Below are 24,703 nucleotides of genomic sequence, written 5' to 3' on the forward strand. Positions count from 1 at the left end.
GGCAGATGCATCCGATCCTCTGAACGACCCGGCCGCCGTCGGCGCGGGAATTGCCGGCGCTCAGTTGCGCAGCATCGCGATCCAGGACGAGACCGGGTCGACGACGTAGGCGGCGACCGAGGCCGCCCAGGCGCGGGCACGGGCCGGCAGCGAGCGGGCATCGCGTCCGGCCTCGACGTCGCGGGCGGCCATCAGCGCCGCGACGACGGCGTCCTCGCGCTCCTTGCATTCGTCGAGGGCGTTGCGCTGCGAGCCGGCGCGCCCCTGGGCCGGCGGCTGGTGCGCATAGGCTTCCCGCACGCAGTCGCGCCACGCCTGCTCCAGCGCCGCCGGGTCGGCCGCCCGCGGCGCCTGCGCAGCCGCGCAGGGCAGGGCGTTCAGGGACAGGAGGACAGCGAGGACGGGCATCCGCATGTGCGACGGTATCGCCGATTCGGGGCCGGCTCGGCAAGAACGAAGCGGCAACACGTTCGCGTGCCTGCGCATGCCCCCGCTTATCCCCGCGCCGCGCGGGTCGAGCGGGTCGAGCGAGACGCTGCCGATCATCGTCGCGCCGGCGCACGGGTCTCGCGGGTTTTCGCGCGCGATCCGCACGGGTCGGCCGGCGGCTTAGGGGCGGATTAACCAAACGCGCGCCCAATACGGATCAGTCGCAGTTCTCTCGATCCCCGCACGGCCGACCCCATCGGCCGGCCCGCCGCCCGCCGATCCGTCGCGGGCGAGGGCCGGACGCTGCGCGGCTGCGGGCACCGGGTCGCCTTCGAGTCGAGTCCGCATGCCTCATCACCCGCGCTCCTCCTGCGGCCTCACGCGTCCCGCCCGCCGCCGGCGGGCACGCCGCCACCCGATCCTTCGCAACACGCTCGCCGCCCTGCTCTGCCTCGTCACCCTCGAGGGCGTGCCGCCGGGCGGCGGGACCGAGCCGGTGCCGCAGGTCGCGAGGCTCCAGGCCCGCAGCACCGGGTCGACCGCCCTCGCCGCCCTGTTCGATCCCCGGCCGATGCTGGACCCGGAGGCCGGCGCGGACCGTCAGGGCGCGCCCCTCGGCGCCGCGCTCACCCCGCCGGAGCCGCGTTTCGCCCCGCCCATCGCGACGCTCGCGGCCGCCGAGCCGCGTTCGACGGAGGCCGCGCCCCCGGCGGAGACCGGCCGGCAGGCCCAGGTCGTGGAGCAGGTGCGGGCCCTGCGGGCAAGCCGGGTCTTACGGGACACGCAGGTCCTGCGGGTTACCCAGGTCCTGCGGGACACCGAGGTCGTGCGGCAGGCCCAGATCGTGCCGCTGCCGGTCGCCCGCCCGGCGGACCTGATCGCCGCCCCCGTGCCGCAGCGCCTCGCCCTGCGCCGCGCCCCGCGCCGGGTGCCCGAGGCGGTGCCGGCGCCCACCGCCGAGACGCCGTCGTTCTTCGAGGAGCTGTTCGCCGCGCGGAAGGACCCGGGCCCGGCTTTGGCCTACGCCGCCCTCGAGAGCCCCGGGCTGGAGCGGTCGCGCGGCCGCCTGTTCCCCAGCCCCGACGCGGGCGCCGGCACGGCGATCTACGACATCACCGCCCGCACCGTCCGCCTGCCGAACGGCGAGGTGCTGGAAGCCCATTCCGGCCTCGGCGCCAGCATGGACCATCCCGACTTCGTGCACCTGCGCATGCGCGGCTCGACCCCGCCGGGCACCTACGACCTCACCGAGCGCGAGGCTTTGTTCCACGGCGTGCGGGCGATCCGCCTCAACCCGGTGGGCGGCGCCGCCGCGATCCACGGCCGCGACGGGCTGCTGGCCCACACCTACATGCTCGGGCCGAGCGGCGCCTCGAACGGCTGCGTGTCCTTCCACAACTACGACCGCTTCCTGCAGGCGTTCCTGCGCGGCGAGATCCGCCGCCTCGTCGTGGTGACCGGCCGCGGCGACGGCCCGGCCCGCTTCGCCGCGAGCCGCTGACGCCGTCACCGATCGGCCACACCCGGCGACGGCGTCCGAAAGCCGGATTGACGGGCCGGCGCCGCCCGACGCAACCTGCACGCGACGGTTCCTCATCGAGGATCAAAAGGGAACGCGGTGAGGGGAGGGCCCGACGGGGCCTTGCCCGAAGCCGCGGCTGCCCCCGCAACTGTAAGCGGCGAGCCTTCCACCACTGGACGTCACTGGATGCGCCGCATCCGGGAAGACGGTGGCGGGCGATGACCCGCGAGCCAGGAGACCTGCCGTCAGTCGTGGTCACACGCGAAGCGCGTCGGGCGGGGTGTTCCGGCGGGTGTCGAAGCCCCCGGCCGTCCGATGGACGGAGCGGTGGATCGGCCTCGTTCGCGGTGACGTGCCACGTCCGCGTCGCCCGAGGTCCCGTGTCCGCGTCCCAGTCCCCGCCCGTCTTCCGAACGCCAACCCTGCTCGCTCTCGCCTGCGCCGCCGCCCTCTCGGGCCCGGCCGCGCTGGCGCGCCCCGCCGCCGGGGAGGCCGAGGCGAACCTCGCCGAGATCTCCGTGACGGCCGACGATCCCAGGCCCGCCGCCGGGGCTGCGGCGAGCGCCGGCTACGTCGGCGGCACCATCGGCGCCGGCGGGGCGCTTCGGACGGTGGATGCGGCGAGCGCCGGCATCGTTTCCGGCGCCGAGATCAACAGCCGCCCGATCACGCGGCCGGGCGAGGTGCTCGAATCCGTGCCCGGCCTGATCGTCACCCAGCATTCGGGGGAGGGCAAGGCCAACCAGTTCTTCCTGCGCGGCTTCAACCTCGACCACGGCACCGACATCGCGATCGAGGTCGACGGGATGCCGGTGAACATGCGCACGCACGCGCACGGCCAGGGCTACGCCGACATCAACTTCCTGATCCCCGAGCTCGTCGGCGCGGTGGCGTTCCACAAGGGGCCGTACTTCGTCCGCGACGGCGACTTCGCCTCGGCCGGCTCGGTACGGATCGACTACCTCGACACCGTCGCCAAGAACGTCGCGCTGACCTCGTTCGGCAGCTTCGGCTATGCGCGGGCGCTGACCATCGCCTCGGCCCCCCTCGGCCAGGGCAACCTGCTCGTGGCGGGCGAGGCGCAGGTCTACGACGGCCCGTGGGACGTGCCGGATGCGCTGCGCAAGGTGAACGGCGTGGTGCGCTACAGCCAGGGCACGGCGCTCGACGGGTTCTCGGTCACCGGCATGGCCTATGCCAGCCGCTGGACCGCGACCAACCAGATCGCGTCGCGCGCGGTGTCGGAGGGGATCATCGGCCGCTTCGGCACCCTGAACCCGACCGACGGCGGCGACAGCAGCCGGTTCTCGCTCTCGGGCCGCTGGAGCATGACCGACGACACCGGCGTCACGCGGGCCTCGGCCTACGTCATCCGCTCGCAGCTCAACCTGTTCAACGACTTCACCTACTTCCTCAACGATCCGGTCAACGGCGACCAGTTCCACCAGCTCGACCAGCGCATCCTCGGCGGCGGCGAGGTGAGCCACGTCTTCCAGGGCGACCTGTTCGGGCATCCGATGGAGAACGAGATCGGGGTGCAGACCCGCACCGACGCGATCCGCGTCGGGCTGTTCAACACCGCGAACCGCCAGTTCCGCACGGGCGTCCTCGACGACCGGGTGCTCGAGGCGAGCGGGGCGTTCTACGTCGACAACCGCGTGCGCTGGACCGACTGGCTGCGCACCAGCGTCGGCTTCCGGGCCGACGGCTATTACGGCGACGTGGTCTCCGACACGGCGGCCAATTCCGGCAAGGCACGGGACGGCATCGTCAACCCGAAGCTCGGGCTGGTGCTGGGGCCGTGGTTCGACACCGAGCTCTACGTGAACTACGGCGGCGGCTTCCACTCGAACGACGTGCGCGGCGTGACCGCGACGGTCGACCCGGCGAGCCCCCTCTTCAACATCGCGCGCTCGCCCTTCCTCGTGCCCTCGACCGGCTACGAGGTCGGCATCCGCAACCGCTCGATCGCCGGGCTGGAGACCGCATTGGCCCTGTTCCGCCTCGACTTCGCGTCGGAGAACCTGTTCCAGGGCGACACCGGCACGACGGAGCCGAGCCGGCCGAGCCGCCGCTTCGGCATCGAGTGGACCAACCGCTACGCGGTGACGCCGTGGCTGAGGCTGGAGGGGGACCTCACCGTCACCAATGCCCGCTTCTCCGACGTCGACCCGGTCGGCAACCGCATCCCCGAGGCGCCGACCACGATCGCGTCGGCCGGGTTCACCTTCGGCGAGGGCCTCGGCTGGTTCGGCGCGATGCGGCTGCGCTACTTCGGCCCGCGCCCGCTGATCGAGGACAATTCCGTGCGCTCGAAGCCGACGGCGCTGCTCAACGGCCGCGTCGGCTACCATTTCGACAACGGCCTCAGCCTGTCGCTCGACGTGCTGAACCTGACAAACGCCAAGTCGGACCAGATCACCTACTACTATATCTCGCGCCTGCCGGGCGAACCGGCCGACGGCGTCGCCGACCGGCACTTCCACCCGGTCGAGCCCACCGCCGTGCGGCTGACGCTGGCCGGGCGGTTCTGAGCGGCGGCCCTCGATCCGAGCGGCAGGCCCGGCGAAAACGGCCTCGCACGGTTCTGCCGCATTGACGGGGCGGCGGCCGGCGCCCTAGGCGTGGGGCATGCGCATGTGGCGGCCAGATTGGCGGGTCTGCCGCGCGGTCATCGCCGTGACCGCGCTCTACGCGCTCGCCCTGCAGGCCGTCCTCGGCGGGATGACGGGCGTGCGCACCCTCGACCCGGCGCACGCGCTCTGCCTGCAGGAATCCGGCGCGGACGGGCACGGCCCGGCCGACGCGCCCCATCACGGCGACCACCTGGCATGCTGCACGGCCGCGCAGGCGATGCCGATGGCGGACGTGCCGGTTCCGGCGGCCGTCGCGGTCGCCCGGTCCGCTCCCCCGGCCGTCGACGTTCCGTGGCGTCCCGTCCTCGCCGCCGCCGCCCGCGCTCCGCCGGGCATCGGCGCCGGCGCACGCGCCCCACCCGCCGCCTGATCCACCGCCCGGCCGCCGCCCAGCCGGAACGCGGCGTCGCGCCCTGCCTCACGGTTGCGCGCCGAAAGCCGTGCTCCGGGAAGGCCTCGGCCCGCATCGACCGATGCAGCCTGCCGCATCGCCGTCGCTCGGCCCCTCGCGATCGCGCGAGCCGGCATGCCCGGGACGCCGTCCCCCAACCGCCCGGCCGCCCCCGGCCGCGACCGACACCGCCCCCTTCAGGAGAGTTGCCATGTCCAAGCTGTTCCGTCGCCGCGCGACCGGCTCCCTCGTCGCCCTCGCGCTGCTCGCGGTCCCGGCCGGCGCCCACGAGTACAAGGCCGGCGCGCTCGCGATCGCCCATCCCTGGACGCGGGCGACCCCGAACGGCGCCAAGGTCGGCGGCGGCTACCTCAGCGTCACGAACACCGGCACCGCGCCGGACACGCTGCTCGGCGCCACGGTGACCGGGGCGGACCACGTCGAGATCCATTCGATGACGATGGACGGCACCGTGATGAAGATGGCTCCGGTCCCGGGCGGCCTGGTCATCGCCCCCGGCGCCACGGTGACGCTCGCGCCGGGCGGCTACCACATGATGTTCGTCGACCTGACGGCGCCCCTGAAGAAGGGCGAGCGCGTCAAGGGCACGCTGCGGTTCGAGAAGGCGGGGACCGTCCCGGTCGAGTTCGCGGTCGAGGCGATCGGCGCGAAGGCCCCCGAGGGCGCGCAAGGGGCGGCCGGCGGCCACGATCATGCCCATTGATCCGCCGCCCGTCACGCCGGCCCAGCGCCGGGCGGGCTACGGCATCCTCGCGGCGGTGCTCGTCGGCATCCTCGGCATCGCCGGGGGCGTCGTGGCGATGCTGCCGCGCGGGCCCGCCAAGCCGGCGATGTCGGTGGTCGGCGGCCCGTTCCGGCTGCAATCGTCCAAGGGTGGGATCCTCGATTCGGCGACGCTGGCCGGCCGGCCCTTCCTGGTGTTCTTCGGGTTCACCCGCTGCCCGAACGTCTGCCCGACGACGCTGGCCGACCTCTCCAACCTGATCGACGACCTGCACAAGGCCGGCGGCGACATCGGCGCCTACTACATCACCCTCGATCCCGAGCGCGACGACGCCGCGGTGCTGCGCGACTACATGGGCTCGTTCAGCGATTCGATCACGGGGCTGACCGGGACCCGCGAGGAGATCGACCGGGTGGCGCGGTCCTACCGCGTCTTCTCCAAGAAGGTCCCGCTGCCGGGGGGCGACTACACCCTGGAGCACACGCTGATGGTCTACCTGATGGACCGGAACGGCGGCTTCGTCGGCCCGCTCGATCTCGCGGCCGGGCACGGGCTCGCCCTCCGGCAGATCCAGGCCGTCCCGTGACGGGTCGGGCGAAGCGCGTCGGCGCCCTCGGCACCGCGCTGATCCTGCTGGCGATCTGGGCGCAGTCGATCGTGCCGCTCGCCGCCCTGCGGATGGCGCCCGACGCCGCGCCGCTCGGCCTGTCGGCGATCTGCGGCCATGCCGGCGCAGCCGACGCCGCGGGGGAGCCGGCTCCGCTCGTTCCCGGCTGCCACGCCTGCCCGCTCTGCGCCGTGGGGCTCGCCGCGCCGGTCGTCGCCGCACCGCAGCCGGCGGCGCGGGTCCTGCGCTGGTCGCCCGTCGCCTGGCCGACCCCGCCGCCCGCCCGCACCCCGCATCGCCCCCGGATCGCCGGCCGGCCGAGGGCACCGCCGACCCTGCTCTGATCGAATCGCGAACCTCTTCCGGCGGGCCGATCCCGCCTGCCTCCCGATCAGACGAGCCCGCCCGATGCCCTTCCTGCCCAAGCTCCGGCTGCGCGCCGGCCTCCTCCTCCTGTCCGCCAGCCCGCTCGCCGTCGCGCAGGCGCAGGCACAGGCACAGGCGCAGGCACAGGCACAGGAGAGCGTCACGCTCTCCGAGCTCTCGGTGGTCGGCGAGCGCGACGGGCCGGCACCGGCGGCCGGCATTCCCTTCGGCGTCGCCGCGCCGCAGGGCTCGGCGCCCAGCGTCATCGAGCATCCGGTCGGGCAGGTCGTGACCGGGATCGGGCGGCGCGACACGATCGAGAACCGGCCGGCGACGAGCGTCGGCGCGGTGCTCGCCAACAGCCCCGGCGTCACCGTGCGCCAGGGCAACGGCGGGCGCGACGTGATCATCTCGATCCGCGGCAACAACGCCCGCTCCACCGGCGTGATCAAGAACACGGTGGTGCTGGAGGACGGCTTCGTCCTGACCCAGCCCGACGGCGCCGCGCGCTTCGACCTCTCCGACCCGCGGGCCTATTCCCGCATCGACGTGTTCCGCGGGCCGCAATCGGCCCTGTTCGGCAACTACGCCACGGGCGGCGCGCTGGCCTTCCGCACCCGCACCGGCCGCGAGATCGACGGCTACGAGATCGGCACCGATGCCGGCAGCTTCGGCTATCTCAGCACCTCCTTCACGGTCGGCGGCGTCAGCGGCCCGTTCGAGATCAGCCTGTTCTCCAGCGACGTGCGCGCCAACGGCTACCAGGACCATTCGTCCTACGACACGCAGACCATCGACCTGCTGGCGAGCTACACCCCGACGCCGGACAACCGCTTCACCCTCAAGGTGATCAACAACGACCTGCACGCGGACCTCGCCGCCCGGTCGTCGCTGGCCGAGTTCCGCACCAACCCCTATCAGCGCGGCTGCGCGGCGGCGGCGACCGCGGCGGCGGGCTGCTCGCTCACCAACCTCTTCGTCAACGGCGCCTACGGCCGAAGGGTCGGCGTCACCGCCGACGAGGCCGGCTTCGAGCGCAAGGACCGGCGCACGATCGTGGCGGCGCGCTACGAGCACGACATCGACGCCCAGACCACCTGGCGCACGCAACTCGGCTTCGACGAGCGCAATTTCAACCAGCCGTTCTACGCGACCGCGTCACGGGGCTCGTACCCGTCCTGGAACTTTCTCACCGACCTCACCCGGCGCTACGACCTGTTCGGCCTGCCGGCGGTCGGCTACGTGGCTTTGGCCTACAGCACCATCGACAACCGGATCTCGACCTACAACCGCGCGCCCTACGGCGGCCCGCGGCTGGGCGCGCTGATCGGCGACCAGGAGGCGGTGCAGTCGAACCTCGGCGGCCGCGCCCGCACCGAGGTCGCGCTCTCCGAGCAGTGGACGGGCGTCGTCGGCATCGGCGCCGAGACCACGTCGATCACCGGGCGCAGCCTCGCCTACGCCTACGCGGCCGCGGGCGCGACCACGACGATCGCGGACGCGAACCGCAGCTTCCTCAACGTCGCCCCGGAACTGGCGCTGGTCTACCGCCCGAGCGCCGAATGGGCGTTCCGCGGCCGCGTCGCCACCGGCTACACCACGCCGGCGGCGAGCAACCTGTTCGTGACCTCGGCGGGCCTGCCCGGCAACAACACCGGGCTGCAGACCCAGGAGAACCTCGGCTTCGACCTCGGCACCGACTGGACGCCGGTCGAGGGGCTGCGCCTCAGCGTCACCGGCTTCTACGAGATCTTCCGCAACGAGCTCGTCTCGCAATCGCCCGGGGCCGGCCTGCAGAGCTACACCTTCAACGCCCCGGCCTCGGAGCACCGCGGCCTCGAGGTCGGCGCCGACTGGGCCTTCGCGCCGGGCTGGCGCATCGTCGCCGCCTACACCTTCGACGACCAGGTCTACACCCGCTACGTCGAGCAGCTCAGCGCCGGAGCGCTGACCCGCCGCCTCGACCGCGCCGGCAACCGCATCCCCGGCGTGCCGGCCAACCAGCTGCTCGCCCGCGTCGGCTACGACGTCCCGGCCGGGCCGCTCGCCGGGCTCGGCGCCTTCGTCGAGACCGTGTTCCAGGACGATTTCTACCTCGACAACGCCAACCAGCTGAAGGCGCCGGGCTACGCGATCGTCAACGCCAACGTCCACTACGCGACGGAACTCCCCGGCGGCTACGCCAAGCGCCTCACGCTCTACGCCGAGGTGCGCAACCTGTTCGACACGGTCTACGCCGCCTCGGCCCAGAACCTCGCCGACACGATCAGCGCAACGACCGGGCTGCAGAACGGCGCGGGCGTGCTCGCCGGCACCACCGGCTCGATCTATGCCGGCGCCCCGCGCAACCTCGTTGCCGGGATGAAGCTGGCGTTCTGATGCCGACCCTCGGTGAGCCCGGCTCATCGAGGGTCGGCCCCCGCGACCGCGGGGCGGCGGTCGTCCGCCGGACCTCATGGGTTCTCACCTACGAGGCTTGGCCTGAAGACTCGGCATGAGCCTCAGATCACCGCCTCGATCAGGCCGAGGGTGCGGGCCTCCTCGGCCTCGATGTACCAATTGTAGGGAGCCCGCTCGATCACCTGGTCGAGGGTCACGGTCGAGCCCTCGACGAGGTTGGCGAAGCCCTCGTTCTGGATCGCGATCGAGCACTCGATCTCGTGGAGCGTCGCCTTCACCGTGGCGATGCAGGTGGTCAGCGGACCGTTGATCCGGAGCTCCTTGGCGAGCTTGCGCTCGTGGATCATCAGCCGTGTGCCGGGGGTGAGGTAGCGGTTCTGCCGGGTGAAGAAGCTCATGAAGGTGGTGCCGGCGGAGTAGATCGCCGCCTTGCCGAGGAAGGCGTAGCGGCATTGCGGGTTCATCGCGCTCTTGAAGCGGATGTCCTCGCCCATCATCCGCGCGACCTCCGGGTCGCCGCCGAGCGTGGTCAGCTCGACGACGACCAGCCCCTCGCACGGGGCCTTTCCGATCTGGGCCCGGAAGTCCCGGTACATGTCGTAATCCACCGTGCCGGCGAGCAGGACGGTCGGAGCCGCGAAGTCGGCGGCTTTCAGGGTCGTATCCGGGGTCGTGGTGTTCATGGGGCGGGGCGGCCTTGCGATGCGGACGGGTTTGCGATCCGAACGGGATCGCGGCCTGCACAACCCGCGCCGGACCTGTTCGTTCAGGAAAAGATCCGCATCGGGGACGCCGTCAGCGCGACAGCCCGTCGTCGGGCGCGCGCAGGCGGTAGCCGACGCCGGTCTCGGTGAGCAGCAGGCGCGGGCGCTCGGGATCGGCCTCCAGCTTCTGCCGGAGCTGGCGCATGTAGACCCGGAGGTATTGCGGGTCGGACGAGGCCGAGACCGCGCCCATCAGCTGGGCGTGGGTCAGCACCTTGCCGGCATGCTGCACCAGCACCCGCAGGAAGTCGTACTCGCGCGGCGTCAGCTTCACCTCGCGCCCCTCCACCCGGACGATGCGGCGCACGAGGTCGACGCTCAGGGGCCCGACCTGGAACAGCGGGCGCTGCCCTTCCGTCGCGAGCTGGTGGCGGAGCGCCGTGCGGATGCGGGCCAGCAGCTCGCCCATGCCGAAGGGCTTGGTGACGTAGTCGTCGGCCCCGAGGTCGAGCGCCTCGACCTTGCCGGTCTCGTCGTCGCGGCTCGACAGCACCACCACCGGCAGGGCGGGATGCGCCGCGCGGATCCGGGCGAGGAGGTCGTGCCCGCGCATGTCGGGCAGCCCGAGATCGAGGATCACGAGGTCCACCGTCTCGTGGCCGGACGCCTTGCGGCCCAGGGTCTCCAGGGCGGTGCGGCCGTCCGGCGCCTCGAGCACGGCGTAGCCCTGGGTCCCGAGCCCGGTGCGCAGCAGCCGCCGGATCGGCGGCTCGTCGTCGACGACGAGGATGTGCAGGGTCATGCCGCCCGATCCGAGGCGGTCCGCGCGGGCTCGGCGGGGACCGGCAGGGTGATGGTGAACACCGCGCCGGAGCGGTCGCGGCGGTTGGCGCCGACGACCGTGCCGGCCATCGCCTCGATGAAGCCGCGGGAGATCGGCAGGCCGAGGCCGGTTCCGGCCCGCACGCTGTCAGCCTTGGCGACGCGGTAGAACGTATCGAACACCCGTTCCAGGTCGGCCTCCGGCAGGCCGCCGCCCTCGTCGAGGATCTCGATCCGCACCCGCATCCCGTCCCGCCGGCCGCGCAGGCGGATGGTCGACCCCTCGGGGGCGTACTTGCCGGCGTTGTCGAGGAGGTTGACCAGCACCTGCTCGAACAGCACCGGATCGAGCCGCAGCGGCGGCAGGCCGGGCGCGATCTCCACCACGACGCGGTGGCCGGACAGGATCGCCTCCAGGCGGCGCAAGGCCGTGTCGGCGATCTCGGCGACGTCGTGCAGCGCGACGTTGGGCACCACCGCGCCGGCCTCCAGGCGGGTCATGTCGAGGAGGTTGGCGATGAAGCGGTTGAGGCGCTCGGATTCCGCGATGACGGTCGCGAGGAGATCCGCCTTCGCTGGGGCGTCGAGGGCGTCGTCGAGGTCGCGCAGCGTCGTGGCCGCGCCGAGCACGGCGGCGAGCGGCGTGCGCAGGTCGTGCGAGATCGAGGTGAGCAGCGCCTGGCGCAGGCGGTCGGTCTCGGCCGCGCGCTCGGCCCGGTCGAGGTCCTCGACGAGGCGGACGCGCTCGATGGCCAGCGCGCCCTGGTCGGAGAGCGCGTCGAGGAGGCGCCGGCTCTCCGGCGAGAGGATCGGCCCGGCCCGGTCGGCGTCGAGGCCGATGACGCCGAGCGTCCCCCGGCCGGTCCGCATCGGCAGGAACAGGCGCTTGGCGCCGGGCAGGGTGTCGGCGCCGCGGCCCGCCGCCCGGTCGTTGTCGAAGGCCCACTTGGCGGCGGCGAGGTCGGCCGCGTCGAGGGTGTCCTCCGGCGGGTAGCCGGCGCGCACCGCGATCGCGCCGGCCTCGGGCAGGAGCAGCACGACGCGGACGTCGAGGCTCGCGGCGATCTGGTAGGCGGTCGCCCACAGCACGTCGTCGAGGGTGCCGCAGCCGGCGAGCTTGCGGCTGAAGCCGTAGAGCCGCTCGCTCGCCACGGCCCGCGCCCGCGAGACCACCGCCTCCTGGCGGGTGCGCGCGGCGAGGTTCGAGACCAGCACGGCGACCAGCGTGAACAGGCAGAAGGCGGCGACGTTGGTCGGGTCGGCGATGGTGAAGGTGTAGAGCGGCGGCAGGAAGAAGAAGTTGTAGGCGAGCGAGGCCGCCACCACGGCGGCGAGCGAGGGCCCGAGGCCGAAGCGCACCGCCACGGCGACCACGGCGGTGAGCAGGACGAGGTCGGCGTTCTCGACGCCGAGCATCGGCTGCAGGGCGAGCGCGATCCCGAGGGCGCCCCCGACGGCCGCGAGCGCGACCGCGTAGGGCCAGGCCGAGCGGGACGGCTCCGCGGCCGTGCGCACGCTCTTCGGCCCGGCCGCGTCCCCGCCCTGCGCCTCCCCACTCTGCGCCTCGCCCGCGATGACGTGGACGCTGATCTGCCCTGAGCCGCGCACGAGGTCGTGCACCACCGAGCCGTTCAGGATCTCGAACAGCCGCGAGCGCTCGGACTTGCCCACCACGACGTGGTTGGCGTTGGCGCTCCGCGCATAGGCCAGGATGTCGTCGGCGATCCGCCGCGAGCCCGGCACGGTCGCCGCCTCGCCGCCGAGCCGGTCGGCCAGCCGCAAGGTGTCGGCGATGCGGTCGCGCGCGGCCTCCGACAGCGCCTGCGCCCGCGGCCCCTCGACCGAGAGCGCGGTCCAGGGCGCGTGCAGGCGGTCGGCCAGGCGCTTGGCGTAGCGCACCAGCCCGGCCGCGCGCGGATCCTCGCTGACGCAGACCAGCACCCGCTCGCCCGCGCCCCAGGGCCCGGGGATGGCGTTGGCCCGCATGTGGCTCAGGAGCTCGTCGTCGACCCGGTCGGCGGTGCGGCGGAGCGCCAGCTCGCGCAAGGCCGTGAGGTTGCCGCGGGAAAAGTAGTGCCGCAGCGCGCGGGCGGCGTTGCGGGGCAGGTAGACCTTGCCGTCCTCGAGACGCCGGATCAGGTCGTCGGGGTTGAGGTCGATCACCTCGATGTCGTCGGCCCGGTCGAGGATGCCGTCGGGCACGGTCTCGCGCACCCGGATGCGGGTGATCTGGGCGACGACGTCGTTCAGGCTCTCGACGTGCTGGATGTTGAGGGTGGTGTCGACGTCGATGCCGGCGTCGAGCAATTCCTCGACGTCCTGGTAGCGCTTCGGGTGGCGCGAGCCCGGCGCGTTGGTGTGGGCGAGCTCGTCGACCAGCGCCAGGGCCGGGCGCCGGGCCAGCAGCGCGTCGAGGTCCATCTCGTCGAGGCGGGTGCCCTTGTAGGCGACGGCGCGGCGCGGGACGACCTCCAGCCCGGCGACGAGGCTTTCGGTCTCCGCGCGGCCATGGGTCTCGACCACGCCGACCACCACGTCGAGGCCGGCGCGGGCCTTGGCCTGGGCCGTGGTCAGCATCTCGTAGGTCTTGCCGACCCCCGGCGCGGCGCCGAGGAAGATCTTCAGCCGGCCGCGCGACCGGCTTTCGCGGCGCGCGGCTTCGAGCAGCGCGTCGGGGGAGGGGCGGGGCGGGTCTCGGCTCGGCTCGGGCATCGGGGGCGCATCCTACCCGCAACGGGGCCCGAATGGGCCAGCGCCTATTTCGCCAGCCCGTCCAGCGCGAGGTTGAGCGCCAGCACGTTCACCCGCGGCTCGCCGAGGATGCCGAGCCAGCGACCGCGGACCTGCCCCTCGACGAGGTCGCGCACGGCCGGCTCGGGGAGCCCGCGCGCGGCCGCCACGCGCTTCACCTGGAACAGGGCGGCGGCGGGCGAGAGGTCGGGGTCGAGGCCCGAACCGCTCGTCGTGACGAGGTCGACCGGCACCGGCACGCCCGGGTTCTCGGCCTTCAGGCGGGCGAGGTCGGCGCCGACCCGCTCGGCGAGCGCCGCGCTCGTCGGGCCGAGGTTGGAGCCCGACGAGTTCGCGGCGTTGTAGGGCGCCGGCACGGTCTTGGCGGGGTCGGCCGGGTCGGCGGCGCTGGTCGCGGACGGCCGGCCCTGGAAGTAGCGCGCGCCGGCGAAGGCCTGGCCGATCAGGCTCGACCCGACGGGCTTGCCGTCGCGCAGGACGATCGAGCCGGCGGCCTGGCTCGGGAAGGCGAGGCCGGCGAGCCCGGTCATCGCGAGCGGATAGGCGAGCCCGGTGAGCGCGGTCAGCGCGATCAGCAGGACGAGGGCGGGGCGAAGCTGGGTCAGCATGGCGGGGTCTCGTGACGCGAAGGGGGAGGATCAGGCGAGGCGGAGCGCGGTGACGGCGAGGTCGATCGCCTTGATGCCGACGAAGGGCACCAGGATTCCGCCCAGGCCGTAGACCGCCAGGTTCCGGCGCAGCAGCGCGCCGGCGCCGACCGCGCTGTAGGCCACGCCGCGCAGGGCCAGCGGGATCAGCGCGACGATGATCAACGCGTTGAAGATGATCGCCGACAGGATCGCGCTCTGGGGCGAGGCGAGCCCCATCACGTTCAGCGCCTGGAGCTGCGGATAGAGCCCGAGGAACATTGCCGGGATGATGGCGAAGTACTTCGCCACGTCGTTGGCGATCGAGAAGGTGGTCAGCGCGCCGCGCGTCATCAGCAGCTGCTTGCCGATGCCGACGATCTCGATGAGCTTGGTCGGGTCGGAATCGAGGTCGACCATGTTGCCGGCCTCGCGCGCCGCCACCGTGCCGGTGTTCATCGCGACGCCGACGTCGGCCTGGGCGAGGGCGGGGGCGTCGTTGGTGCCGTCGCCGCACATCGCGACGAGCTTGCCCTGCGCCTGCTCGCGGCGGATCAGCGCCAGCTTGTCCTCGGGGGTGGCCTGGGCGAGGAAGTCGTCGACGCCGGCCTCGGCGGCGATCGCGGCGGCGGTGACCGGGTTGTCGCCGGTGATCATCACTGTGCGGATGCCCATGCGGCGCAGCTCGGAGAAGCGCTCCCGGATGCCGCCCTTCACGATGTCCTTCAGCGTCACCACGCCGAGGAGGCGCCCGTCGCGGGCGACGGCGAGCGGCGTGCCGCCGGCCTTGGCGACGTCGTCGGCAATGGCGCGGACCTCCTCGACGCTCTCGGCCGAGGCGGTCGGCGCGTAGGCCAGGGCCGCGCTGGAGCCCCGGGTCGCGACCGGGCCGCCGCTCACCGCCGCGACGATCGAATCGACGGCGCCCTTTCGAATCTGCGAGCCGGCGAGGTCGACGCCGCTCATCCGGGTCTGTGCGGTGAACGGCACGAAGGTGGCGTCGAGGCTTGCCATGTCGCGGGCGCGGATCCCGTAGCTCTCCTTGGCCAGCACCACGATCGAGCGGCCCTCCGGCGTCTCGTCGGCGAGGGAGGCGAGCTGCGCCGCGTCGGCGAGCTCCTGCTCGGTGACGCCGCGGACGGGGCGGAACGCGGTGGCCTGACGGTTGCCCAGCGTGATCGTGCCGGTCTTGTCCAAGAGCAGCGTGTCGACGTCGCCGGCCGCCTCCACGGCGCGGCCCGACATGGCGAGCACGTTGAAGCGCACCAGCCGGTCCATGCCGGCGATGCCGATGGCCGAGAGCAGCGCGCCGATGGTGGTCGGGATCAGCGTCACGAACAGGGCGACCAGCACGATCAGCGGGATCGCGCCGCCGGCATAGGAGGCGAAGCTCGGGATCGAGGCGACGGCGAAGACGAAGATCAGGGTCAGGCCGGCGAGCAGGATGTTGAGCGCGATCTCGTTCGGGGTCTTCTGGCGGGCGGCGCCCTCGACGAGCGCGATCATCCGGTCGACGAAGGTCGAGCCGGCCGCGGCCGTGATCCGCACCCGGATCTCGTCGGAGAGCACCTGCGTGCCGCCGGTCACCGCCGAGCGGTCGCCGCCCGATTCGCGGATCACCGGGGCGGATTCGCCGGTGATCGCCGCCTCGTTGACCGAGGCGATGCCGAGGATCACCTCGCCGTCCGAGGGGATGATGTCGCCGGCCTCGACCAGCACCACGTCGCCGACCTTGAGATCGTTGCCGGGGACGGTCTCGAAGGCGCGGCCCGCACCCGTCAGCCGCTTGGCCATGGTCTCGGTGCGGGTGCGCCGCAGGGAATCCGCCTGCGCCTTGCCGCGCCCCTCGGCGATCGCCTCGGCGAAGTTGGCGAACAGCACCGTGAACCAGAGCCACAGGATGATCTGCCCGGAGAAGGCGAGGTTCTCGGCGCCCGTCGCGGCGTCGCGGACGAACAGCACCGTGGTGAGCGCGGCGACGACCTCGACGACGAACATCACCGGGTTGCGCACCATGAGGCGCGGATCGAGCTTCCGCAGCGCGCCGAGGAGGGCCGGGCCGACGAGGGCGGCGCTGAGCAGGGTCTGGGAGGGGCGGGACATGGGGTTTCGTCCGGATGCGGGGGAGGGCCGGCGGGCTCAGTGTCCGAGCGCGCGGCCGAGGAGGGCGGCGCCGGCCATCAGGCCGAGGGCGCCGAGGAGGGTGAGGCTCAGCATCGCCAGGATCAGGTCGGAGACCCGGACCGGCGGGCGGCGCCCGGCGACGGCCGGGCGCGGGCGCTGCGCGCCCCGCTTGCGCCGCGGCAAGGGGCGGGGCGCTGTGCGGGGGGCGGCGTGGAGGAGGGTGCGGCCCACGGGTCAGCCCCCCGCGGCGAAGGTCTGGCCGAGGCCGCCGGCGAGGTGCTCGACGATCGGCCCCAGCGCCAGCGCCGGGAAGAAGGTCAGGCCGCCGACGATGAGGATCACGCCGACGAGGAGCCCGACGAACAGGCCGCCGTCGGTGGGGAACGTTCCGGACGAGGCCGGCACGGTCTTCTTGGCGGCGAGCGCGCCGGCGATGGCGAGCGCCGGGACGATCACGAAGAACCGCCCGACCAGCATGCCGGCCGCCAGCGTGGTGTTGTAGAAGGTCGTGTTCGCCGTCAGGCCGCCGAAGGCCGAGCCGTTGTTGGCCGCCGCCGAGGTGAAGGCGTAGAGCATCTCGGAGAAGCCGTGCGGGCCGGCATTGGCGGGCCCCGCGAGCCCCGCGGCGACCACGGTGGCGAGCGCGGTGCCGCCGAGCATCATCAGCGGCAGGCAGAGGATGGCGAGCATCGCCATCTTCACCTCGCGCGCCTCGATCTTCTTGCCGAGGTATTCCGGCGTGCGCCCGACCATCAGCCCGGCGACGAAGATCGTGACGATGACGAAGACCAGCATGCCGTAGAGCCCGGCGCCGACGCCGCCGACGATGATCTCGCCGAGCTCCATGTTGATCAGCGGGATCATGCCGCCGAGCGCGGTGAACGAGTCGTGCATGGCGTTGACCGCGCCGCAGGAGGCGGCGGTGGTGACGACGGCAAACAGCGCCGAGGCCACGATCCCGAACCGGATCTCCTTGCCCTCCATGTTGCCGCCGGGAAGCCCGAGCGCGTTCAGGACCGGGCTGCCGGCGGCTTCGGCGCCGTAGGTGACCGCGATCCCGGCCCCGAACAGCACGGCCATCGCGGCCAGGATCGCCCAGCCCTGACGCTCGTCGCCGACGCTGCGGCCGAACAGGTTGGTGAGCGCGGCGCCGATCGCGAAGATCGAGACCATCTGCACGAAGTTCGACAGCGCGGTCGGGTTCTCGAACGGGTGGGCGGCGTTGGCGTTGAAGAAGCCGCCGCCGTTGGTGCCGAGCATCTTGATCGCGACCTGGCTCGCCACCGGCCCGACCGCGATGGTCTGGGGCGCGCCCTCGAGCGTCGTCGCCGCGACGGCGCCGCCGAAGGTCTGCGGGATGCCCTGCCAGACCAGGAACAGCGTGAACACGACGCAGAGCGGCAGCAGCAGGTAGAGGGTGCAGCGGGTGAGATCGACCCAGAACGAGCCCACCGTCCGCGCCGAGGCCCGCGAGAATCCCCGGACGAGGGCGACGGCCAGGGCGATGCCGGTCGCGGCCGACAGGAAGTTCTGGTGGGTCAGCCCCAGCATCTGCGACAGGTACGAGAGCGTGGTCTCACCGCCGTAGGACTGCCAGTTGGTGTTGGTGACGAAGCTCGCCGCGGTGTTGAAGGCGAGGTCCGGCGCCACGGCGCCCTGCCCGTCCGGGTTCAGCGGCAGGGCCGCCTGCAGCCGCAGCAGGCCGTAGAGCAGCACGAAGCCGGCCGCGTGGAAGACGAGCATCGCGGTGGCGTAGGCGAGCCAGTGCTGCTCGTGGGTCCGGTCGATGCCGGCCAGGCGATAGAGCCCGCGCTCGATCGGCTTGAGCACGGGCGAGAGCAACGTCCGCTCGCCCGCGAACACGCGGGTCATGTAGCCGCCGAGGGGGCGCACGAGCGCCAGCACGACCGCGCAGAAGAGCGCGATCTGGATCCAGCCGTTCACGGTCATGGGCTTGGTGTCCTTCAGAACCGCTCGGGGCGGACGAGGGCGTAGGTGAGGTAGGCGAGGAGGCCGACCGTCACGAGGGCGCCGAGGGTCAGGTCGAGAGACAGGCCGTAGGGCATGGCGGGGCCCTCACAGGCGCGCGCACAGGCCGGCATAGCCGACCGCGAGGGCGAAGAAGGCGAGGCCTCCGGCGAGGAAGACGAGGTCGAGCATGGCGGGCGTCCGGACGACGAGGAGCCGGCAACGCGGTCGTGGGCCGACCGGTCCGCTTCGACCGATCCGCCCCGGCGACCTGCTTGCCGTGATCGTCAGAGTGGCCGGATGCGCCGTAGGAATGCGAGAGGGAGGCGGCGCCGAATCCATAAGGATCCCATCAGGATCGGGCCGGCTCGGCGGTGTCGGGCACGGACGACCGCGTCCGGTCGAAGGCGCGGCGGATCGCGCGCTGTCCCGGCGTCTCGATGGCGTAGCGGATCACGGTCGCGAGCCCGACCGAGGCGAGGACGGCCGCGAGGATCGCCGATCCGGACGACCATCCGCCGGCCTCCAGCGCCCGGATGATCGCGTAGCCGAGGATCTGGTGGACGAGGTAGAGCGGGTAGGAGATCGCCCCGAGGAAAACCAGGGGCGCGCCGCCGAGCCAGGGCAGCCGCCCGGTCGCGGCGGCGAGGACCGTGCCGGCAAAGCCGAGCACGAGCAGGACATAGAAGCCCGTCCCGACGCCGCCGTAGTCGACGGCGGGCCCGAGGGCGGTGAAGCCGAACGCGGCGGCGAGCGCCCCGAGGCCGAGGGGGGTCAGCGCGCCCGCCGCGAGGCGCGCGAGCATCGCCCCGATCACGAACAGCAGCGCGAAGGGAAGGTTGAGGAGCACGACCACCTGCAGCGTCCGGACCGGAAGGACCAGCGTGCCGACGAACGCCGCGGCGAGCCATCCGGCGCAGATCCGCTCCAGGCGCAGCCCGGGATCGGTCGCCGGGCCCCTATGGATCAGGGCGAGGGCGGCGAGGGCGTAGAAGGCGACCTCGTAGGTCAGCGTCCAGTGGGACGGATCGATCGGCGGCACCCGGATCAGCGAACTGAGCATCGTCAGACCCGCGAGGGCCGCGCCCGGCGTGATCCCCACGGGATTCGGGCCGCCGAGGGCGAAGATCCCCAGCGTGACCCCCGAGCAGACGAGGAAGGCGGGATACAGCCGCGCGACCCGCCGCACGACGTAGTCTCCGAGGGACGGCGTCCGCCCGAGCGTACCGGCAATCACGAAACCGCTCAGGATGAAGAACAGCTCGACGCCGAAATGCCCGGCGGCGAAGCTCGGAACGCGGTCGACATGCGGCCCGATGCGGCCCGATGCGGCCTTCGTAGCTGAAGAGGTAATGGTGCAGCATCACCATCGTTGCGGCGAGACCACGCAGGGCGTCGATGGATCGGATTCGGCCGATGGGGCGGACGGGGGTGTTGCCCGAATCAATCGACATACTTTAGGTACGTTTTCCGCAACGCGTTCCCGTCACGCCATGACAGCGCGGTTGCCTTAAGAAACGTTGACCCCTGCCGTGCGGGATACCGGCCATTCGAAAAAAGCGTGGCTGCACCGTTGGAAAGGTATAGATTGATACCACGATTACAGTGCTCCTCTTGATTGTATTCCGAGAGCGCCGGTTACACCGCACATCCGGGCATCCCGCCCGACAGCACGAACCCTGTGAGGCCAGCCCCATGACGACCGCGGAACAGAAGAAGCCGACCGATGCCGACCACACCGTCGGCAACCGCATCGCGGTGCTTCGGGCCGCCCGCGGGATTAGCCAGACCGCCCTGGGCCAGGCGCTGGGGGTGAGCTTCCAGCAGGTCCAGAAGTACGAGAAGGGCCGCAACCGCGTCGGCGCCGGCCGCCTGCAGACGATCGCCGACCATCTCGGCGTCCCGGTCTCGACCTTCTTCGAGAGCGAGCCCGGCGAGGCCCGCAGCTTCGAGGACGGCACGAGCCTGCCCTTCCTCGGCATCGCCGGCGCCGCGGAGCTGCTGAAGGCCTACGCCGCGATCGCCGACCTGCAGATGCGCCGCGACGTCCTGGCGATGGTGAAGTCCGCCGCCCGGATCGCCCGCGCCAGCACGCCCGACGCGTCCGCTTCCGACATCGCCTGACACGCGGGCCGACGCCACGGCGCCGGCCGCACGCGACAACGTGATCGCCGGGCGCTCCGATGCGCCTATCTTCCCGGATGCGAGCCACGCCGGCTTGCCGAAAGGGAGGATCCGATGATCCGCACCGTCCGCGGCGGCTTCGCCGCATTGGCGCTGTCCGCCATCGCGCTGTCCGCGACCGTCTCCGGGGCGTCGGCAGCCGAAGGCCTGGCGTACCGGGCTGCGCTGAAGGCAAGCTCGGAAGTGCCCGCCAACGACAGCAAGGGCACCGGCGAGATCTCGGCGACCTACGATCCGGCGAGCAAGACGCTGACCTGGAAGGGCAGCTACAATGGGCTGACCGGGCCCGTGACGGCCGCGCATTTCCACGGTCCGGCCGAGGCCGGCGCCAATGCCGGCGTGCTGATCCCGGTGACCGCCGCCGCCAGCCCGTTCGAGGGCTCGGCCACGATCGACGACGCCAAGGCGGCCGACCTCGTCGCGGGCAAGATCTACGTCAACCTCCACACCGCCGCGAACCCGAAGGGCGAGATCCGCGGGCAGGTGGCGCGCGCGCCGTAGGCCTTTTCCGGGCCGCGCGCTTTCTGTAGGCCGCTCGCCGGGGGACGGCATGCGGAGGCTCGGTCGGTGAAGCAATCGGACGCCATCATCGCCTGGACGCCGGCGCGCTGGGCGGAGCTGCGCCCGGACACCGCCGGCCAGGTCGCGGTGCTGCCCCTCCCCGACACGGAGGGCGCGGCCAAGCGCTTCCTGATGCGCGGCGGGGCCGGCTCCTCGGCCCTCCAAGCCCTGACGGGGGAGGCGCGCATCGCCCGCCTGTTCATCGACTTCCAGACCCTGGTGGTGCGCGACGGCCTCGACCCGCAGGCGGTGCACCGGGCGTTCCTCGCCATCGACGAGTACCGGTTCCGCATCGCCCCCGACACGGAGGGCGCGGAGTTCGAGGATCCGCCGGAAGAGGATTGATCGCAGAGCCGCCCGAACGGCTCGCGGAGTCACAATCGAGAAAAGGCGGGCGCTTACTCACGGTTGCCCTAGTTGAGTCCCGGCACGCCTTGCGCCACGGAGCCTTCCGCGATGCCTCTCGCAGCCTTTCCCGCCCCCAGCGGCCTGTCCCGCCGCGCGCTGATCGCCGCCGCCGGGCTGATGCCCTTGGCCCAAACCCTCGCGGCGGAGGAGGCGCTGATCCGCCGGCCGATCCCGTCGACGGGCGAGCTGCTGCCGGTGGTCGGCATCGGCACCTCGCGCCGCTACGAGGTCGCGCCGACGCCGGACGCCGTCGCGCCGCTGCGGGCGGCGGTGGAGCGCTTCGTGGCGCTCGGCGGATCGGTGATCGACACCGCCCCGAGCTACGGCACGGCAGAGGACGTGCTCGGCCTCATCCTCCCGGACGGGGCCCTGCGCGAGAAGGTGTTCCTGGCGAGCAAGGTGGACACCACCGGCCGCGAGGCGACGCGCGCCGAGTTCGAGCGCTCGCTGGCGCGGATGAAGGTCGCGCGGATCGATCTGCTGGCCGTGCACAACCTGATCGACGCGACCGAGAACCTCGCGGTGCTGCGCGACCTCAAGGCCGAGAAGCGGATCCGCTACCTCGGCGTCACGGTCTGGCGCGACGGGCAGTTCGACGGGCTGGAGCGGGTGATGCGCGGCGAGACCCTCGACGCGATCCAGGTCAACTACGCGATCGACAACCGCGAGGCCGCCGAGCGCATCCTGCCGCTCGCCGTCGACCGGGGGCAGGCGGTGATGGTCAACGTGCCGTTCGGGCGCGACCGCCTGTTCAAGGCGGTCCAGGGCAAGGCGGTGCCGGACTTCGCCAAGGGCTTCGGCTGCGAGACCTGGCCGCAATTCTTCCTGAAATACGTCCTCGGCCACCCGGCCGTGACCTGCCCGATCCCCGGCATGGCGAAGGTCGCCTACGTCGAGGACAACCTCGCCGCAGCCCGCGGGCGCCTGCCCGACGCGGCCGAGCGGAAACGGATGGAGGCCTTCATCGATGCGCTCTGACCTTTTGGGACTTTCCCGTCGTGCCGCGCTCATCGCCGGCCTCGCATGCCTCGCGTTTCCGGCGATGGCGCAGGAAGCATCCAAGAAAATCCGGATCGGCGTGATCGGCTCGGGCAACATCGGCGGCACGATCGGGAGCCTCTGGGTCAAGGACGGGCACGAGGTGATGTTCTCCTCCCGCCATCCCGAGACCCTGAAGGCCCTGATCGAGGCCCTCGGGAGCAAGGCCAAGGCCGGCACGCCCGAGGAGGCGATCGCCTTCGGCGACGCGGTGCTCGTGGCGGTGCCGTACAAGGCCTATCCGGAGCTCTCGACATCCTACGCCGCCGCGCTCAAGGGCAAGGTCGTGCTCGATGCCGGCAACGCCACCAAGGCGCGCGACGGCGAGCTCTACGACGAGGTCCAGGCCAACGGCATCGGCGCCACCTCGGAGAAGTACTTCCCCGGCGCCAGGCTCGTCCGGGCGTTCAACGCCGCCAACTACAAGGTCTTCGCCAAGGAGGGCGCCAACGGCGGGGCCGACCGGGCCGGCGGCCGCATGGCGATCCCGATCGCCGGCGACGACGCCAGCGCCCTCAAGGTCGCCGAGGGCCTCGTGCACGATGCCGGCTTCGACCCGGTGGTGGTCGGCGGCCTGAAGGATGCGAGCAAGTTCGCCATGGGCTCGCCGGGCTTCGGCCACGAGAAGACCGCGCCGGAGCTGCGCAAGACCCTCGGGCTGACGCCGTGACGATGGCCACCGGGCAACTCCCTCTCCCCTCTGCGGGGGAGGGCGCGTCGGAGCCGGTCCTTGCAACAAGTTGACCCGATGAATCACGCAACGCCGCCGAGCGAGGCCGCGCCTTCGAACGCCCTCGCGCGCCTGATCGGCGTCCGGCCCGGAGAGGGGCCGGCCCTGGCCTGGTCCTGGGCCTACATCTTCTCGATCCTGGCCGCCTACTACGTGCTGCGGCCGATCCGCGACCAGATGGGCGTGGCCGGCGGCATCGAGAACCTGCCCTGGCTGTTCACGGCGACGCTGGTCGGGATGCTGGCGCTGAACCTGCCCTTCGCCTGGCTGGTCAAGCGCATGCCGCGCGCGCGCTTCGTGCCGCTGACCTACCGGTTCTTCGGCGCCAACATCCTTTTGTTCGCGCTGGCGCTCTACCTCGCCCCGCCGGACTGGGACGTGTGGATCGGGCGGGTGTTCTTCGTCTGGCTCTCGATCTTCAACTTGTTCGTGGTGTCGATCTTCTGGGCGACCATCGTCGACGTGTTCTCGACGAGCCAGGGCAAGCGCCTGTTCGGCTTCATCGCGGCCGGCGCGACGCTCGGGGCGATCGCCGGCTCGGCGACGACCGCGCTGCTCGCCAAGACCGTGCCGACCTGGGGCCTGATGCTCGGCGCGGTCGCGCTGCTCGAATGCGCCGTGTTCAGCATGCGCGGGCTCGCCCGCCTGTCGGAACGGCTGCGGCAGGCGCCGTCCGGCGGGCCGGAGCAGGGGACGGGACAGGTGATCGGCGGCAGCGTGTTCGCCGGCGTCACCCGGACGTTCGCCTCGCCCTACCTCCTGAACATCTCGCTGTTCCTGCTGCTGTTCTCGGTGACCTCGACCTACCTGTATTTCCAGCAGGCGGCGATCGCCAAGGCGAGCTTCCCCGACCGGGCGGCGCAGACGGCGTTCTTCGCCGGCGTCGACCTGGCGGTGAACGTGCTGACGCTGGGGGTGCAGTTCTTCCTCACCGGGCGGATCGTGCGCCGGATCGGCGTCGGGCTCACCCTGGCGATCCTGCCCGCGCTGAGCATCCTCGGCTTCGGGCTGCTGGCGCTGGCGCCGTCCATCGCCGCCATCGTCGGCTTCCAGGTGCTGCGGCGGGCGGGCAACTTCGCGATCAGCCGGCCGATCCGCGAGGTGCTGTTCACGGTGGTGCCGCGGGAGGACCTCTACAAGGCCAAGAGCTTCATCGACACGGTGGTCTACCGCCTGGGCGACCAGGCCGGCGCGTGGTCCTATGCCGGCCTCGGGGCGCTCGGGTTCGGCGCGGCGGCGGCCTCGGTGGTGGCGGTGCCGCTCTCGGCGGCCTGGCTCGTCAACAGCCTATGGCTCGGGCGGGCGCAGGAGCGGCGCCACCGCGCCGCGCGGGCGGCCGAAGCCCCCGGCTACGCCGACGGGATCTGAGGACCGGCCGGCGGCTCAGCGGCGGCGGGCGCGCACCCGGACCGGCCGCAGGACGGGCGCGCCCGCGTGGCGGTCGCCGAGCGCCCGGCCGACGAGGCCCGCGACGCCGATCGCCGCGCATCCGGCGAGCGCCGCGGCGACGCCCTGGCCGAGCCATTCGACAAACCCGAGGATCGCCATGCAACAGCCCTCCGAATCCTGCCTCAGGCTGAGCGCCCGACGGTTAACGAAAGGTTAATGCGCCGACGCCGCATCCCCGCCGCACAGCCGCCGCCCCGGGACGGGATCTGTCCGGCACCGCAACCGTTAAGCCGACGTTAACC

General features: G+C 72.5%; 24 protein-coding genes and 1 riboswitch. Of the genes, 13 read left to right on the plus strand and 11 right to left on the minus strand.

Features of this window, described 5'->3' with window-relative positions; all coding sequences use genetic code 11:
• Positions 1 to 60: 60 nt before the first annotated feature.
• Positions 61 to 414: a hypothetical protein gene (locus MKK60_RS13880; protein ID WP_147729975.1), complete on the minus strand. Its 354-nt coding sequence runs from the start codon at positions 412 to 414 to the stop codon at positions 61 to 63.
• A gap of 361 nt (positions 415 to 775) precedes the next feature.
• Between MKK60_RS13880 and MKK60_RS13885 the strand changes: the two genes are divergently transcribed.
• The 7 genes from MKK60_RS13885 (at position 776) to MKK60_RS13915 (ending at position 9,075) form a co-directional block, all read left to right on the plus strand.
• Positions 776 to 1,930, plus strand: a complete 1,155-nt coding sequence (locus MKK60_RS13885) for a DUF2778 domain-containing protein (protein WP_243986567.1) — start codon at positions 776 to 778, stop codon at positions 1,928 to 1,930.
• A 68-nt stretch (positions 1,931 to 1,998) separates the two neighbouring features.
• Positions 1,999 to 2,213, plus strand: a riboswitch (cobalamin riboswitch).
• 118 nt (positions 2,214 to 2,331) lie between these two features.
• Positions 2,332 to 4,485: a TonB-dependent receptor gene (locus tag MKK60_RS13890; protein ID WP_409567396.1), complete on the plus strand. Its 2,154-nt coding sequence runs from the start codon at positions 2,332 to 2,334 to the stop codon at positions 4,483 to 4,485.
• A gap of 97 nt (positions 4,486 to 4,582) precedes the next feature.
• Positions 4,583 to 4,957, plus strand: a complete 375-nt coding sequence (locus MKK60_RS13895; RefSeq protein ID WP_243986569.1) for a hypothetical protein — start codon at positions 4,583 to 4,585, stop codon at positions 4,955 to 4,957.
• 232 nt (positions 4,958 to 5,189) lie between these two features.
• Complete coding sequence (locus MKK60_RS13900; protein WP_147729784.1) at positions 5,190 to 5,702, plus strand: copper chaperone PCu(A)C; 513 nt, start codon at positions 5,190 to 5,192, stop codon at positions 5,700 to 5,702.
• Complete coding sequence (locus MKK60_RS13905) at positions 5,692 to 6,309, plus strand: SCO family protein (RefSeq protein ID WP_243986571.1); 618 nt, start codon at positions 5,692 to 5,694, stop codon at positions 6,307 to 6,309. The genes MKK60_RS13900 and MKK60_RS13905 overlap by 11 nt, the downstream gene beginning before the upstream one ends.
• On the plus strand, positions 6,306 to 6,674 hold the full coding sequence (locus MKK60_RS13910) for a DUF2946 family protein (RefSeq protein WP_243933474.1): 369 nt from the start codon (positions 6,306 to 6,308) through the stop codon (positions 6,672 to 6,674). Before MKK60_RS13905 ends, MKK60_RS13910 begins: the two co-directional genes overlap by 4 nt.
• A 64-nt stretch (positions 6,675 to 6,738) precedes the next feature.
• Entirely contained in the window at positions 6,739 to 9,075 is a 2,337-nt protein-coding gene (locus tag MKK60_RS13915) for a TonB-dependent receptor family protein (protein ID WP_243986573.1), read from the plus strand.
• Between the two features lie 122 nt (positions 9,076 to 9,197).
• Here MKK60_RS13915 and MKK60_RS13920 read toward each other — a convergent pair whose 3' ends face one another.
• The 9 genes from MKK60_RS13920 to MKK60_RS13960 all read right to left on the minus strand — a co-directional run bounded on the left by MKK60_RS13920 (position 9,198) and on the right by MKK60_RS13960 (position 19,445).
• Positions 9,198 to 9,779 (minus strand): peptidase S14, encoded by a 582-nt coding sequence (locus MKK60_RS13920; protein WP_243986575.1) that lies wholly within the window; start codon positions 9,777 to 9,779, stop codon positions 9,198 to 9,200.
• A gap of 112 nt (positions 9,780 to 9,891) precedes the next feature.
• The gene (locus MKK60_RS13925; protein ID WP_147728118.1) at positions 9,892 to 10,602 is read right to left on the minus strand and encodes a response regulator; all 711 of its coding nucleotides are present in this window, start codon (positions 10,600 to 10,602) and stop codon (positions 9,892 to 9,894) included.
• Positions 10,599 to 13,334, minus strand: coding sequence for a sensor histidine kinase (locus MKK60_RS13930; RefSeq protein WP_243986577.1), 2,736 nt, complete (start codon positions 13,332 to 13,334; stop codon positions 10,599 to 10,601). Before MKK60_RS13930 ends, MKK60_RS13925 begins: the two co-directional genes overlap by 4 nt.
• Before the next feature lie 44 nt (positions 13,335 to 13,378).
• Positions 13,379 to 13,981, minus strand: coding sequence for a K(+)-transporting ATPase subunit C (locus tag MKK60_RS13935; protein ID WP_243986578.1), 603 nt, complete (start codon positions 13,979 to 13,981; stop codon positions 13,379 to 13,381).
• Between the two features lie 30 nt (positions 13,982 to 14,011).
• Entirely contained in the window at positions 14,012 to 16,102 is a 2,091-nt protein-coding gene (gene kdpB, locus MKK60_RS13940; protein WP_243986581.1) for a potassium-transporting ATPase subunit KdpB, read from the minus strand.
• 36 nt (positions 16,103 to 16,138) lie between these two features.
• Complete coding sequence (locus tag MKK60_RS13945) at positions 16,139 to 16,354, minus strand: hypothetical protein (protein WP_243933467.1); 216 nt, start codon at positions 16,352 to 16,354, stop codon at positions 16,139 to 16,141.
• 3 nt (positions 16,355 to 16,357) lie between these two features.
• Positions 16,358 to 18,073, minus strand: coding sequence for a potassium-transporting ATPase subunit KdpA (kdpA, locus tag MKK60_RS13950; protein ID WP_243933466.1), 1,716 nt, complete (start codon positions 18,071 to 18,073; stop codon positions 16,358 to 16,360).
• Between the two features lie 14 nt (positions 18,074 to 18,087).
• Positions 18,088 to 18,189, minus strand: a complete 102-nt coding sequence (locus tag MKK60_RS13955; RefSeq protein WP_147843734.1) for a K(+)-transporting ATPase subunit F — start codon at positions 18,187 to 18,189, stop codon at positions 18,088 to 18,090.
• Positions 18,190 to 18,443: 254 nt separating this feature from the next.
• Positions 18,444 to 19,445, minus strand: coding sequence for an acyltransferase (locus MKK60_RS13960; protein WP_313901126.1), 1,002 nt, complete (start codon positions 19,443 to 19,445; stop codon positions 18,444 to 18,446).
• 341 nt (positions 19,446 to 19,786) lie between these two features.
• On the opposite strand from MKK60_RS13960, the gene MKK60_RS13965 reads away from it, so the two are divergent.
• From MKK60_RS13965 to MKK60_RS13990, 6 genes are all read left to right on the plus strand, one after another.
• Positions 19,787 to 20,215 carry a helix-turn-helix domain-containing protein gene (locus tag MKK60_RS13965; protein ID WP_147727688.1) on the plus strand — a complete coding sequence of 143 codons (429 nt, stop codon included), beginning with the start codon at positions 19,787 to 19,789 and terminating at the stop codon, positions 20,213 to 20,215.
• A gap of 114 nt (positions 20,216 to 20,329) precedes the next feature.
• A complete protein-coding gene (locus MKK60_RS13970) occupies positions 20,330 to 20,776 on the plus strand; it encodes a CHRD domain-containing protein (protein WP_243986583.1) in 447 nt (148 codons plus the stop codon).
• Between the two features lie 66 nt (positions 20,777 to 20,842).
• Positions 20,843 to 21,181, plus strand: coding sequence for a hypothetical protein (locus tag MKK60_RS13975; RefSeq protein WP_147843737.1), 339 nt, complete (start codon positions 20,843 to 20,845; stop codon positions 21,179 to 21,181).
• Between the two features lie 111 nt (positions 21,182 to 21,292).
• Positions 21,293 to 22,222: an aldo/keto reductase gene (locus MKK60_RS13980; RefSeq protein WP_243986586.1), complete on the plus strand. Its 930-nt coding sequence runs from the start codon at positions 21,293 to 21,295 to the stop codon at positions 22,220 to 22,222.
• On the plus strand, positions 22,212 to 22,952 hold the full coding sequence (locus tag MKK60_RS13985; RefSeq protein WP_147727692.1) for an NADPH-dependent F420 reductase: 741 nt from the start codon (positions 22,212 to 22,214) through the stop codon (positions 22,950 to 22,952). The genes MKK60_RS13980 and MKK60_RS13985 overlap by 11 nt, the downstream gene beginning before the upstream one ends.
• A gap of 78 nt (positions 22,953 to 23,030) precedes the next feature.
• Positions 23,031 to 24,380 carry an NTP/NDP exchange transporter gene (locus MKK60_RS13990; RefSeq protein ID WP_243986588.1) on the plus strand — a complete coding sequence of 450 codons (1,350 nt, stop codon included), beginning with the start codon at positions 23,031 to 23,033 and terminating at the stop codon, positions 24,378 to 24,380.
• A 15-nt stretch (positions 24,381 to 24,395) separates the two neighbouring features.
• On the opposite strand, the gene MKK60_RS13995 is transcribed toward MKK60_RS13990, so the two are convergent.
• Positions 24,396 to 24,560, minus strand: a complete 165-nt coding sequence (locus MKK60_RS13995; RefSeq protein ID WP_187276682.1) for a hypothetical protein — start codon at positions 24,558 to 24,560, stop codon at positions 24,396 to 24,398.
• Positions 24,561 to 24,703 lie beyond the last annotated feature (143 nt).

Origin of the sequence: Methylobacterium sp. J-092 (assembly GCF_022829325.1) — a bacterium.
In the GTDB taxonomy this organism is placed as follows: Bacteria; Pseudomonadota; Alphaproteobacteria; order Rhizobiales; family Beijerinckiaceae; genus Methylobacterium.